This window comes from Streptomyces sp. NPDC087263 (assembly GCF_044744645.1).
Classification (GTDB): domain Bacteria; phylum Actinomycetota; class Actinomycetes; order Streptomycetales; family Streptomycetaceae; genus Streptomyces.
In genome coordinates, this window is sequence record NZ_JBIUYT010000006.1 from 27,388 (window position 1) to 40,178 (window position 12,791).

Annotated in this window: 13 protein-coding genes; 5 read left to right on the plus strand and 8 right to left on the minus strand. The window is 71.2% G+C overall.

Translation table 11 applies throughout. From position 1 onward, the window contains the following. Nucleotides 1–45: 45 nt before the first annotated feature. Together ACIPC1_RS20440 and ACIPC1_RS20445 are read right to left on the minus strand one after the other, a co-directional pair. Nucleotides 46–717 (minus strand): response regulator, encoded by a 672-nt coding sequence (locus ACIPC1_RS20440; RefSeq protein WP_402518848.1) that lies wholly within the window; start codon nt 715–717, stop codon nt 46–48. Nucleotides 718–1,098: 381 nt separating this feature from the next. Further along, nucleotides 1,099–2,367, minus strand: a complete 1,269-nt coding sequence (locus ACIPC1_RS20445; RefSeq protein WP_402519509.1) for a sensor histidine kinase — start codon at nt 2,365–2,367, stop codon at nt 1,099–1,101. 334 nt (nt 2,368–2,701) lie between these two features. Between ACIPC1_RS20445 and ACIPC1_RS20450 the strand changes: the two genes are divergently transcribed. Continuing rightward, complete coding sequence (locus ACIPC1_RS20450; protein ID WP_384383291.1) at nt 2,702–2,908, plus strand: hypothetical protein; 207 nt, start codon at nt 2,702–2,704, stop codon at nt 2,906–2,908. Nucleotides 2,909–2,963: 55 nt separating this feature from the next. Here the strand turns inward: ACIPC1_RS20450 and ACIPC1_RS20455 are convergent, their stop codons facing one another. Both ACIPC1_RS20455 and ACIPC1_RS20460 read right to left on the minus strand, forming a co-directional pair. Further along, nucleotides 2,964–3,356, minus strand: a complete 393-nt coding sequence (locus ACIPC1_RS20455) for a ribonuclease domain-containing protein (protein ID WP_402518849.1) — start codon at nt 3,354–3,356, stop codon at nt 2,964–2,966. A gap of 196 nt (nt 3,357–3,552) precedes the next feature. Continuing rightward, entirely contained in the window at nt 3,553–4,179 is a 627-nt protein-coding gene (locus ACIPC1_RS20460) for a dihydrofolate reductase family protein (protein ID WP_402518850.1), read from the minus strand. Between the two features lie 269 nt (nt 4,180–4,448). Here ACIPC1_RS20460 and ACIPC1_RS20465 point away from each other — a divergent pair, with 269 nt between their 5' ends. After that, nucleotides 4,449–5,198 carry a 3-oxoacyl-ACP reductase family protein gene (locus tag ACIPC1_RS20465; RefSeq protein ID WP_402518851.1) on the plus strand — a complete coding sequence of 250 codons (750 nt, stop codon included), beginning with the start codon at nt 4,449–4,451 and terminating at the stop codon, nt 5,196–5,198. A gap of 182 nt (nt 5,199–5,380) precedes the next feature. Here ACIPC1_RS20465 and alc read toward each other — a convergent pair whose 3' ends face one another. Together alc and allB are read right to left on the minus strand one after the other, a co-directional pair. Next, the gene (alc, locus tag ACIPC1_RS20470; protein ID WP_402518852.1) at nt 5,381–6,529 is read right to left on the minus strand and encodes an allantoicase; all 1,149 of its coding nucleotides are present in this window, start codon (nt 6,527–6,529) and stop codon (nt 5,381–5,383) included. A gap of 59 nt (nt 6,530–6,588) precedes the next feature. Then, entirely contained in the window at nt 6,589–7,929 is a 1,341-nt protein-coding gene (gene allB, locus ACIPC1_RS20475) for an allantoinase AllB (RefSeq protein ID WP_402518854.1), read from the minus strand. 325 nt (nt 7,930–8,254) lie between these two features. Here allB and ACIPC1_RS20480 point away from each other — a divergent pair, with 325 nt between their 5' ends. Continuing rightward, complete coding sequence (locus ACIPC1_RS20480) at nt 8,255–9,058, plus strand: IclR family transcriptional regulator (protein ID WP_402518855.1); 804 nt, start codon at nt 8,255–8,257, stop codon at nt 9,056–9,058. A 16-nt stretch (nt 9,059–9,074) separates the two neighbouring features. Here the strand turns inward: ACIPC1_RS20480 and ACIPC1_RS20485 are convergent, their stop codons facing one another. Beyond that, entirely contained in the window at nt 9,075–9,572 is a 498-nt protein-coding gene (locus ACIPC1_RS20485; protein ID WP_402518857.1) for a universal stress protein, read from the minus strand. 273 nt (nt 9,573–9,845) lie between these two features. Between ACIPC1_RS20485 and ACIPC1_RS20490 the strand changes: the two genes are divergently transcribed. Continuing rightward, the gene (locus ACIPC1_RS20490; RefSeq protein WP_402518859.1) at nt 9,846–11,321 is read left to right on the plus strand and encodes a PLP-dependent aminotransferase family protein; all 1,476 of its coding nucleotides are present in this window, start codon (nt 9,846–9,848) and stop codon (nt 11,319–11,321) included. 222 nt (nt 11,322–11,543) lie between these two features. Here the strand turns inward: ACIPC1_RS20490 and ACIPC1_RS20495 are convergent, their stop codons facing one another. Beyond that, nucleotides 11,544–11,858, minus strand: coding sequence for a DUF5955 family protein (locus ACIPC1_RS20495; RefSeq protein ID WP_402518861.1), 315 nt, complete (start codon nt 11,856–11,858; stop codon nt 11,544–11,546). 210 nt (nt 11,859–12,068) lie between these two features. On the opposite strand from ACIPC1_RS20495, the gene ACIPC1_RS20500 reads away from it, so the two are divergent. Next, entirely contained in the window at nt 12,069–12,668 is a 600-nt protein-coding gene (locus ACIPC1_RS20500) for an NTP transferase domain-containing protein (RefSeq protein ID WP_402518863.1), read from the plus strand. The last annotated feature ends 123 nt before the right edge of the window (nt 12,669–12,791 follow it).

A 12,791-nucleotide genomic window follows, 5' to 3' on the forward strand; every position in this document is an offset into this window, starting at 1 on the left:
TCCATAACGCGCAAGTCCCCTGACTGGTGCCCGACTTGTACCCGTCTAGCGCCCGTCCTCTTCGAGCAGTCCGGCGTCATACGTCAACAGGGCGATCTGCACACGGTTGTTGAGGCCGAGCTTGGCGAGGATGCGCGAGACATGCGTCTTGACGGTGGCGACGCTCATGAAGAGCTCGGTGGCGATCTCGGCGTTCGCCCTGCCCTGCCCGACAGCAACGGCGACCTCGCGCTCACGGTCGTTCAGCGTGGCGATCCTCGTGCGGGCCCCGGATTGCCGGGTGTCGTGGCTGGATCCGGCGGCGTGGGCCATCAACTGACGGGTGACGGTGGGCGAGAGCACGGGGTCGCCCGCCGCGACGCGTCGTACCGCCGCGAGGATCTCCGTCGGCGGGGTGTCCTTGAGAACGAACCCGGCCGCTCCCGCGCGCAGCGCCCGCAGTACCTGGTCGTCGGCGTGGAAGGTGGTGAGGACGACGACCTGGGGGGCGTCCTTGCGTGCGCGCAGTTCTTCGGTGGCGGTCAGTCCGTCGACGTTCGGCATCCGGATGTCCATGAGGACGACGTCCGGGTGGGTGCGGTCGACGAGTGCCGCCACCTCGCTGCCGTCGGCGGCCTCTCCGACGATCTCGATGTCGTCGGCGCCGCCCATCATGAAGGACAGGCCGGCTCTCACCAGAGGGTCGTCGTCGACGAGCAGCAGTCGGATCGCAGTCATGGCCCTACCGTAGTGACGCACCGCGGGAGGTGACGCACAGTTTCCTCGCCCCCTCCGCCCCTACCCATCCCGTACCTGGAGGCTCCGCCCCCAGACCCCCGTTCGCCCTGAACGGCCTCACCCTCAAACGCCGGACAGGCTGAAAGATCTCTCTCCCGCCGGGCCGGAGCCGAAAAGCCTTGCCGCTGCCCCACGGCCCGCAGCCGAACGACGGCGGAAGGGGGCGTGCCGGTACGTCCACATGCCCGTCGCGTACGCCCGCGTCACCGGACCCGCCACCCCCTGCCCAAGGTCTGATCCGTCGGCGACGGGCGGGACGTACCGGCACGCCCCCGACCCACCCACCAGACGGCAAACGCACCCGCACCGGACAGCACACACTCACCCACCCCACGGCAACCAAGCCCGCACCTCGAACCCCCCCCCCCCCACACCCCCGTGCGAAAGCCGCCCACCCGCAAGCGTCGCCCGCTCGGTCAGCCCGATCAGCCCCTGCCCGGACCCGGGAACGTGCGGAACCGCCCCCGGCGGAGCCGGGTTGTGGACGACCACGGTGAGGCCGTCCCCGGGAGCGCCCGAGACGGACACCGTCACCTCCGCCCCCGGCGCGTGTTTACGGGCGTTCGTCAGGCCCTCCTGGGCGATCCGGTACACGGTGCGACCGACGGACGCGGGCACGGCGGCCGGGTCGTTGACGCGACCGTCGAGGACAACCTTCATGCCCGCCGAGCGGGACTCGGAGACCAGCCCGTCGAGCGCGGCAAGCGTCGGCTGCGGCCGCCCCGCTTCCTCGGAGTCCCCCGCCCGCAGCACCCCGATGATCTCCCGCAGATCCTGCAAGGCCTCGTGCGCACTCTCCCGGATCACCCCGGCCGCCCGCGCGACCTCCGCACGGGGCGCGTCCGGCCGGAACTCCAGCGCGCCGGCGTGCACGCTCAGCAGCGTGAGCCGATGCGCGAGCACATCGTGCATCTCGCGCGCGATGTCCTCACGCGCGAGCCGCTGCGCCTGCTCGGCCCGCAGCGCCGCCTCCGTCTCGGCCCGCCGCGCCCGGTCCCGCAGACTGAGCATGAGCTGCCGCGTGGACCGCACGAACATGCCCCAGCCGATCACGGCGACGTTGAGCAGCACGCCGAGGGCGACCATCCAGCCGTACGGCAGGTCGGGGTCGGGCCGCAGCCAGAAGAAGACGAAGCTCAGCGCGGAGGAGATGCCGCCGATCCAGGCCCCGTACTTGAAGGGCCGGTGCACGGCGACCGTGAAGAGGGCGACCAGACCCGCGCCCCCGGCGGTGTTCGAGATGAAGCAGACGGGGATCATCGCCACGGCGAGCCCGACCGGCCAGCGTCGGCGGAGCCATACGGCCGCGCAGGCGAAGGCACCGAGCCATTGGTCGACGACCGCCAGGGCGTGCGGAATGTTCGGGTCGCCGGATGCGGCGTCCGCGCCGAGGAGGCCGACCCCGACGGCGATCAGAAAGCAGGTGAAGTCCACGACCCAGTCGCGCGCCGTACGCCGCGGACGCCCCTTGCGGTCGACGCGCCGCACCTGATCGAACTCCGCGGCGACGGCCGACGGCAGCAGCCACCGCCGCCCGGGCAACGCCTGCGCACCGGCCGACACCGCCGCGACACCCAGCTCCCCCGACATCGCGGCGGTGCCCGACCCGAGGCCCAGGTCCCCCGACACCGCGGCGGTGCCCGACCCGAGGCCCAGGTCCCCGGACACCGCGGCGCCCGAGCCGAGGGCCAGGCCCCCCGACACGGAAAGATCTCGTGGCGCACGCGCCGGATTGTCACCACTCACGGTCGACAAATCTACGCAGCCACGCCCGCCCCCACCTCCTCACAGCCGGGATCACCGACCAAAGTCGTACCTCTTCAGACTTTGGTACCGACCCGCACTCCGCGGTCTGCACTTAGGTCGGGCATGCCTCGCCCCGCGGCCGATGAACTGGGAGGTCCGCGGGGCGAGGATTTTCTTCATGAAGCAGTTTCTGGAGATTCTCGGCTTCCTCGCCCTGGTCCAGGGCGCTCTGGGCCTGTTGCACACGATCACCGGCTGGCCGCAGGGGTGGGGCCTCGTGCAGCGGTTCGGTGTGTTCGACGGCTACGAGATCTACGTGAGCGTGGCCCTGCTCGTACTGTCATTCGCGCTGTTCGCCGCGGCCGAGAGCCGAAAGCCCGGCTGAACACGGACCGGACTCCGGACGCACGACGGACCCGACGGACCCGATCACCCTCGGTTCAGCAGCCGTAGTTGATCAGCCTGAACGTGACGTAGTGGTCCGCGGTGTAGTAGTCCTCGTTGGTCTTGTTGCCGGTGACGATGCGCCGGGCGCCACGCGTCGAGTCGCCGGGCGTGACGACCGTGTACTCGTGGTAGTAGCCGGTGGACTGCGCGGGCAGGACGCCTTCCCGGTTCTGGAAGACGATTCCGTCCTGGGAGTACGGGAAGGGTCCTCCCGAGTCGATCAGGCGGAGCGTGGTGTACGCCTGCGACGGCAGCGCGCTGTAGCAGACGCTGCCCACTGCGGTCGCCGCCGCGTTGGCCGGTACCGCGGCGGTGCCGCCGATGAGCAGGGCGGACATGAGGGCGACCAGGGCGCCCGTGCGAGTGGTGCGTGGGGGGAATCTCATGGACCTAGGATGACGCGCGTAGACCATGACATGTCAAGAACACGCCAAGCGTTTTCTTCCGCCAAGTCCGATGAGTTTTCCGGGAGTTAACCCGCCGCCCGGCGTCCCCACGGTTCTCCCGGCCTACTTCGAGAGGGTGGAGACGCCGGCGGCCCGCACCTGGATCGATCACTGTCCCGGGGCAGTTGACCTGCGGCTAGGCGTTTTCCGGGAGCTCGAAGGAGCCGTATTCCGGGCGGCCCGCGAAGTCGTACGACTGGATGGAGACGCCCGTCGAGGTGACGCGTCCGCCGGTGCGCCGGAAGGCGGTCGGCACGGAGCCCTCCGGGAAGAGGCGACGGCCGGCGCCCAGCACGACCGGGAAGGTCAGCAGGTGGACGGTGTCGACGAGGTCAAGGGCCAGCAGGGACTGTAGGAGGGCGCCGCTGCCATGCACCTGGATCTCACCTTCGGTGCGCTCCTTGAGGGCGGCGACCTCCTTGGCGAGGTCTCCGCCGATCACGGTCGTGCCGGTCCAGGCAGGGTCGGTCAGGGTCGACGAGGCGACGTATTTCGGCAGGGCGTTGAGCTTCGAGGCGACGGGGTCGGCCGGGTCGGTCATCTTCGGCCAGTACCCGGCGAAGATGTCGTACGTACGGCGGCCGAGGAGGAACGCGTCGACGCCGCCGAAGACCTCGGTGACGAACCGGCCGAAGTCCTCGTCGCTGAACGGGACGGTCCAGCCGCCCTGCTCGAAACCGTCCCTGGGGTCCTCCTGGGGGCCGCCCGGCCCCTGGTAGACGCCATCGAGGCTGACGAAGATCTGGGAGACGAGCTTGCCCATGACGGGTGCCCTCGCTTTCGGGTGGGGTCTGTTGTCATCAGTTCAGACCCCACCGGCACCCGCAACTCATCGCTTCATCCGGCGTTCGTCGAGAACAGTCCGCCCGTCGGGCCCTGCCTGTCGCCGACGATCTCCTCCTGAAGAGTCACCAAAGGGAAACGCGGAAGGCGGAGCGAAGAGCTCCGGCCGTCCGCGGGGCCTGCTGCCGCAGCTAGCGCATCGTCCGTTTGCCGCCAGCATCCGGGCAGCGCGGCCGGTGGAATGGACTCATGACCTCACGGGAGAACATGAGCGGCGCGGCGGCCCTGGTGACCGGCGGCAGCCGGGGGATCGGGGCCGCCACAGCCCTGCGGCTGGCCCAGGAGGGCGCCGATGTGGCCATCACCTATGTGCGGGACAAGGACGCCGCCGAGGACGTCGTACGGCGGATCGAGGCGCTCGGCAGGCGTGGGCTGGCCCTGCGGGCGGACTCCGCGGAAGCGGTGGAGACCGTCGAGTCGGTACGGAGGGCGGCCGAGGCGTTCGGACGGCTCGACGTGCTGGTCAACAACGTGGGCGTCGGGCTGCTCGGTCCACTGGACTCGCTGTCCCTCGCCGACATCGACCGGGTCCTCTCCGTCAACGTACGCGGGGTCTTCCTGGCCTCCCAGACGGCGGCGCTCCACCTCGGCCGTGGCGGGCGGATCATCACCATCGGTACGTGTATGACGCAACGTGTGCCCGGGCCGGGCGGCACGCTGTACGCGACGAGCAAGTCGGCCCTGGTCGGGCTCACGAAGGCGCTTGCCCGTGAGCTGGGCGAGCGGGGGATCACGGCCAATATCGTCCACCCCGGGCCGGTGGACACGGACATGAACCCGGCGGGTGGGCCGTACGGGCCCGGGCAGGCGGCGATGACCGCGCTGGGGCGGTTCGGTTCGGCTGACGAGGTGGCGTCGATGGTCGCGTATCTCGCCGGGAGCGAGGCGGGATATGTCACGGGGGCGGAGTTCTCGGTGGACGGGGGGCATGCGGCGTAGGGGCGGGTTTTCTTCGCCCCTACCGCCCCTACCCGTCCCGTTACCTGGGGGCTCCGGGCACGGGGCGGCCGAGGCTGGAGGCCCGGCCGGCGGGCGTCTGCATCGCGCCGTACCGCCCCCAGACCATCGCCATCGGCCTGAACGGCCTCGTCCTCAAACGCCGGACGGGCTGAAGGATCTCCTCAGCCGCCCAGTTCCTGATGGCGGGCCGTCAGTCGCGCCGTCCCTTCCTCCGTCAGCGAGCCGAACAGGCGCAGTCGTGAGATCCCGCCGTCGGGGAAGATGTCCACGCGCGCGTGGGTGCCCACGGCGGGGGTGTCGAGGACGAAGCGGTGGTTGGTGTCGGGCTGGAGACGGGTACGGGGCAGGATCTCCGTCCAGTCACCGTCTCCCCCGCCGTCGCCGCCGTCGCCGTCCTTCACCGACACCGAGGCCCAGCCCGCGCTGTTGCCCTTCAGATACGCCGTGTCGATCTCGATCGCGCGGATCTCCGACCGGGCGACCAGCTGATAGCGGATCCAGTCGTGGCCCTGGTCGCGGCGGCGACGGGTCTCCCAGCCGTCGTCCATCTTGCGGGAGCGGCCGGGCTGGATGGTGTTCGAGGCAGGGGAGTAGAAGAGGTTCGAGGCGTCCTCGGCGCGGCCACCGTTCTCCAGGGCGACGACATCGAAGGTACCGAGCGCGGCGAGCCACTCGGGGTCCGGTACGACCTCGCCGTGGACGCGCAGGCGCGCGATGCCACCGTCGGGGTGCTGGTTGACGCGCAGGTGGGTGAAGCGCTGCTCCACCGACACCGCGAAGCCGTTGGCCGCGTGGCCGCCGACCGCCGTGCGCGGGACGAGCGTCGTCCACTTCACGTCGTCCGCCAACAGCTCCTGCGGCGAGGGAGAGCCAGGAACGGAGGCGCCCTCGACCGACACCGCCTGCGGGTAGTTCCCGCGGAAGTGCGCCGTGTCGACGACGATGCCCCGTACGACGCCGGGCGCGCCCAGGCGCACGAGGGCCCAGTCGTGGTCCTCGGCGGTGGGCCACGGGTGCTCGGCCGAGGCACCGCGCCGGCGGCGGGTCTCCCAGCCGTCCATGATCTTGCCCTTGTGGCCGAAGTGCTCGGGGTCGAACTCGGCTTCCCCGGGCACGAGAAGGTTCTCGCGTTCGGCGAAGAACTCGTCGTTCGCGGCGACGACCCCGGCGCCGAGCTGCCGGTCGGCGAGGTTGGTGTACCGGGTGAAGGAGAAGTCGGCGGTGCGGTAGTCCGCGTACGGGTCGCCGCCTCCATAGGGGTTCGCGTCGCCGGTGAACCGGTCCGGAGAGGATTGCTGCTGCGCCGTCACGATGATCAGGTCTGCCTTTCGAAGGTCGGCCGCTGCGGGTGCGGGTGCGGGTGGTGCGACTAGGGCCGGCGGCTCAGCAGGATCCCCGTCGGCTCGCCGAACTCCCCTGCGGACACGATGCGTTCGCCCCGCAGCCAGGTGGACTTGACGACCCCGCTGAGGGTCTTGCCGGCGTACGCCGTGACGCGGTTGCGGTGCTGGAGCGCGGCCGGGTCGACGGTGAAGGTCTCGTCCGGTGCGAGGACCGCGAAGTCGGCGTCGTGGCCCGCCTCGATGGCGCCCTTGCGGTCACCGAGGCCGACGAGTTCCGCCGTGCGCGCGGACATCCAGCGCACCACGTCCTCCAGGCCGTACCCGCGTGCGCGGGCCTCCGTCCAGACCGCGGACAGGCTCAGCTGGAGCCCGGAGATGCCGCCCCAGGCGGTCGCGAAGTCGTCGGTCTTCAGGTCGGCCGTGGAGGGCGAGTGGTCGGTGACCACGCAGTCGATGGTGCCGTCGGCCAGGGCCTGCCACAGCAGGTCCTGGTTGGCGGCCTCACGGATGGGCGGACAGCACTTGAACTCGCTTGCGCCGTCCGGGACTTCCTCCGCGGTGAGCGTGAGGTAGTGGGGACACGTCTCGACCGTGAGCCGTACGCCCTCCGCCTTCGCTGCGGCGATCAGCGGCAGCGCGTCGCTCGACGACAGGTGCAGCACGTGCACGCGCGCGTTGAGGCGCTTCGCCTGGGCGATGAGGTTCTCGATGGCGGTGTCCTCGGCGTCACGCGGGCGCGAGGCGAGGAAGTCGGTGTACTTCCCGCCGCCCTTCTGCGGGGCGGCGGCGAGGTGGTGCGGGTCCTCGGCGTGCACGATCAGGAGGCCGCCGAAGCCGGCGATCTCGGCCAGTGACCGGGCGAGTTGCTCCTGGTCGAGCTCCGGGAACTCCTCCACGCCCGACGGCGACAGGAACGCCTTGAAACCGAAGACGCCCGCGTCGTGCAACGGGCGCAGGTCCTTGACGTTGTCGGGCAGCGCGCCGCCCCAGAAACCGACGTCGATGTGCGCCTTGGAGCGGGCGACGTCCTTCTTCGTACGGAGGTTGTCGACCGTCGTCGTCGGCGGGAGGGAGTTGAGCGGCATGTCGATCAGGGTGGTGATGCCGCCGGCGGCCGCCGCACGCGTGGCCGTCCAGAAGCCCTCCCACTCCGTACGCCCCGGATCGTTGACGTGCACGTGGGTGTCGACGAGGCCGGGCAGCAGGACGTCGTCGCCGAAGTCCTCGATGCGGGCACCGGCCGGCACCTCCGCGTCATGCGCGAGTACGGCCGTGATCTTTCCCCCGGCGACCGCGACCGAGGCGGCGCGCGTACCTTCGGGAGTGATGACGCGCGTCGAGCGCAGCACCAGTTCGACGTCGGACACCCGGACCCCTCTCTCTGCCCTGTTGACTCCCGACGCGGCTGTTTACTTCCGCGTAACGAAATTCAACGTTCTGTTGAAGGAGTCTTCACTTCGACCCACGCGCCGTCAAGGGGACACTTCTCCACTCTGCTCCCCGCTTGCCCACTCTGGACGTTTCCACAAAGTGGAATTACAATTCCGCCCAGCAGAACGTAGGTACGCACGAAAGGGGAGCCGGCCGGCTCCCCGATAGGCTGCACCACTGCCCGCCTGTCGCCCGCCACCGCCCTCTTCGAGGCCCTGCGGGCCGCTCCTCCTGATTCTGAGCCGTGAAAGGACCGCGCCCGTGCCGTCGTCCAGCGCCAGCACCACCGACGCCGCCAAGTCATCCTCGCCGAGCGGTGGTGTCCAGTCTCTCGAGCGCGCCTTCGATCTGCTCGAACGGATGGCGGACGCCGGGGGCGAGGTCGGCCTGAGTGAGCTCGCCGTGAGCAGCGGTCTGCCGCTGCCCACCATCCACCGCCTCATGCGCACACTGGTGTCCTGCGGTTACGTACGTCAGCAGCCCAACCGCCGGTACGCGCTGGGCCCCCGCCTGATCCGGCTCGGGGAATCCGCCGCCCGGCTCCTCGGCACCTGGGCCCGCCCCTACCTCGCGCGTCTGGTCGAGGAGACCGGCGAGACCGCGAACATGGCGCTGCTCGACGGCGACGAGATCGTCTACGTCGCCCAGGTGCCGTCCAAGCACTCGATGCGCATGTTCACCGAGGTGGGCCGCCGTGTGCTGCCGCACTCCACGGGCGTGGGCAAGGCACTGCTCGCCCACACTCCCGCCGACGAGGTGCGCTCACTCCTGGCCCGGACCGGTATGCCCGCCGCGACGGAAAAGACGATCACCACGCCGGACGGTTTCCTGACCGCACTGGAAGAGGTGCGCAGGCTCGGCTACGCGATCGACGACAACGAGCAGGAGATCGGGGTCCGCTGCCTCGCCGTCACCGTACCCAACTCCCCCACCGCCGCCGCCATTTCGATCTCCGGCCCGGCGGGCCGCGTCACCGAGGCGGCCACCGAGAAGATCGTGCCCGTGCTGCAGCAGGTCGCGGTGGAACTCTCCGCGGCGCTGGCGAGCTCGGGCCCGGCGGCCTGATCAAACCCTGGCCCATTCAGGCCGGCATCTCGAAGTCCCCGGTCGTCGCGCGCCGCAGCGCTCGGCGCTCCCGCCTCGGGAACGCGGGGGCGGGGACCAACAGGACCGGGCAACGGGCCCGCGCCAGGACGCGTCGGCGGACGGCCGCCCGACGCGGGCCGGTGCGAGCGCCGAGGACGAGCAGGTCGCCCGGGTCCGCGGCCCATGCGCACAGGACGCGATCCGGGCGGGCGCGGATCACTCGTCGGCGGACGGTGACCCCCTGGGGCGCACCGCCGAAGACCTCGTCGAAGGCCCGGTCCAGACGGGCTCGGGCCTCGCGTTCGCACTGGGCGGCCCAGGCGCTCTCGGGGTTCCTGACGTAGAGGGCTTCGCCCTCGGGCGGCTCCCAGGCCAGGACGGCGACAAGCGTACGGCCGCTCTCGCGGGCAGCGTGGGCGGCGACCCGGAGCGCGGCGAGACTCGCGAGCGAGCCGCCGACCCCGACGACGACGCGCCCTCCGTCGGCGGCCATCAGCGCCCGCCCCCTCGCCTCGGCGACCTGACGAGCAGCCCCCGCGCCCACTCCCGCAGAGGCACACCTGCTTGGCGCTCCTCCTGACGCCGTTGCAGCTCTCGCTCCAGGCGGTCGGTGACGTCGGCGGCTTCTTTCCCGTAGAGGCGAGTTTTCCCGGCTTTCATCTCACTGCTCCCCTTCCCAGGCCAATCAGACGGGCCGAATTCACTGTCTCCCGGAAGTCTGTAGGCTGATTGGCCTGCCCCACAGGGCCAATACGAGGGAGTTGGCATGGTGAACGGACCGGTGGTCCACTCCGCGGACAGGACGCTGGGGAGCCGGCAGCTGGCGGGGCTGCTGTCCGCCGCGCCCCACACCGACGGCCGTCCCGGCTATCGCGCGCTCGCGGACGGCGTACGGAAACTGCTCCTCGACGGCCGGATCGCGCTGCACATCCGGCTGCCCGCCGAGCGGGAGCTGGCCTCGGCGCTGGGGATCAGCCGGGCCACGGTGACGGCGGCGTACGACCTCCTGCGCGAGAGCGGGTTCGCGCGCAGCCGTCGGGGTGCCGGTACCTGGACGGAGCTCCCCGCGGGGCACCGCCCGACCAACGTGGCGTCGTTCCCTGTCGACGACGGGGTGATCGACCTCGCCTTCGCGGCGCCCGGCGCGCCCGAGGCGGAGCTCGCGGAGGCGGTCGCCGCGGCGGGCACGATGCTGGCCCGTTACGCGTCGACACCGGGCTATCACCCGTACGGAATCCCGGAGTTGAGGGCCGCGGTCGCCGAGCGGTTCACCCGGCGCGGGCTGCCGACGCTGCCGGACCAGATCCTCATCACGGCCGGGGCGCAGCAGGCCCTGTCCCTGACGCTGGGTCTGCTCGGGCGGCCCGGCGACCGGGTGCTGGTGGAGAACCCCTCCTATCCGAACGCCCTCGACGCGATCCGCCGCGCCGGGCTGCGGACAACTCCCGTGCCGGTCACGGAGAGGGGCTGGGACTCGGCTCTGATCGACTGCGCTCTGCGGCAGGCGGCGCCCCGGATCGCCTATCTGATCCCCGACTTCCACAATCCGACGGGGCGGCTGATGCCGTCCGAACAGCGCCTGGCCGTAATGGAGTCGGCGCGTGCGACCGGTACCTGGCTGCTGATCGACGAGACGATGTCGGAGATCGCGCTGGACGTTCCGTCGCCTGCGCCCTTCGCGTCACTGGCGCCGCGCGGGATGGCCGAACAGATCGTGACCGTAGGGTCGTTGAGCAAGACGCACTGGGGCGGGCTGCGGGTCGGCTGGGTGCGGGCGGGGTCCCGGCTGATCACGGAGCTGGCGACGGCGCGGGTGCCGGCCGACATGGGCGGCCCGGTCCTCGACCAGTTGGTCGCGCTCGGTCTGCTGGCGCGCACCGACGACGTACTGCGCGAGCGGCTGCCACGGCTGCGGGCCCAGCGGGACGCGCTCGCCGAGTCCTTGGGCCGTCATCTCCCGGACTGGCGCTGGCAGTTGCCGCCCGGCGGGCTGACCCTGTGGATCGACCTGGGCCGTCCGATCGCCTCGGCGCTGGCCCGTGCGGCGCTGGCGCAGGGGGTACGCGTCGAGGGCGGCGCCCGCTTCGGTGCCGATCCCGGCACACACGAACAGCGCCTGCGGTTCCCGTACACACTGTCGCCGGACGTCCTCGATGACGCAGTACGCCGTGTGGCGACCGCCTTGGACAGCGGACTCGACGCGGCCGGGACGGACGCGGGGCGCCCACACTGGGTGGCGTGAGCTGCGTCGGGCGGTGCGTGACCGCCGCCGGGCGGTGCGCCGAATCCACCGGACCTACCGCTGCGGCGGTTCGCCGAGCCGGCCCCGACCGACCCGCCATCACGGCCATCCCCTGGATCCACCCGGCCCACCGTCTCGGCGGCTCCCCGGGCCAACCAGCCCCACCGTCAAGGCAGTTCCCCGGATCCAGACCCACCGTCACGGCGGTCCCGGGGCCCAGCCCTACCGTCGCGGCGGTTCCCCGAACAGCTCCACCGCGCTGCGGACGTCGGCAAGACTGGTGGCCAGTGCGCTGACCGAGCCGATCGAGCCCGCGACCAGTAACAGGGAGCGGCGTAGGCGCGGGACTTCGGGGATGCCGCTGATGGTCATCGCGGCGAGGGCCGCGAGTTCGTCCTCCGCGATGCCCCGGTCGGGGAACTCGGCGGGATGTGCGGCGAGTTGACGGCGCAGCCGAGCGACGGCGGTACGCAGTTCCGCCACTCTCGGGTCCTCGTCGCTGCCGGTCACTGGCCTCTGCCCCAAGCTCCGCAACACAGCTCTCCCCCCTCGCACGTCCGTGTGCGCAAGTCCGTCGTACGTCCGTCGGACACCCCATGGCGGTGGTCGGGCGCCGAGGGACGCGGGCCAGTAAACGCCACCCGGCGCCGTGGGCGCCACTCCCCTGACCGAAATTCAGCCCTCGGAATTCGTGCGGTCCGCCGGGGTCCCGGAGCGCGTCCCGGCCGGGTCCGGTATGCAGGGGACATGACGGTGAACAAAGACCAGGTGGCCGGGCTGCTGCTGGCAGCCGGCGGCGGCCGGCGCCTCGGGGGGCGGCCCAAGGCGCTCCTGACCCACCGGGGGCGACCCCTTGTCGAACACGCGGCCGAGGTGTTGCGCGCGGGCGGCTGCACGCGCGTCCACGTGGTCCTGGGGGCCGGGGCCGACGCCGTACGGAGGCAGGCTTCGCTGCCCGGCTGCACGCTCGTCGACAACCCGGAGTGGGAGGAGGGCATGGGTTCCTCGCTGCGCGCGGGGCTCCACTCGCTGGCGGGCACGGGAGCGCGGGCCGCACTGGTGTCGCTCGTCGACCAGCCCGGTATCGGCCCCGAGGCGGTGGGCCGGGTCCTTGCCGCGTATCAGGGCGAGTCGTCGCTGGTTTCGGCCGCCTATGAGGGGGTGCGCGGTCACCCCGTTCTCTTCGGCGCCGCCCACTGGGCGGGTATCGCCGCGACTGCCACCGGGGATCGCGGGGCACGCGCCTACCTGAAGGAGTACGCGGGGGCGATCACTCTCGTCGAGTGCGGAGACGTCGCACAGCCGTACGACATCGACACGGCGGAAGACCTGGTCCACCTTGAGTGAACGGGGTGGCACTGAGCGCCAACTTCCCTCGACTCAGAGAATCTCGACATCAACAAACCATTGAACTTCCACCATGAGGAAACTAGTATCCACTGTTCAGAAGCGCCCGGCGGCTCCGCAGGC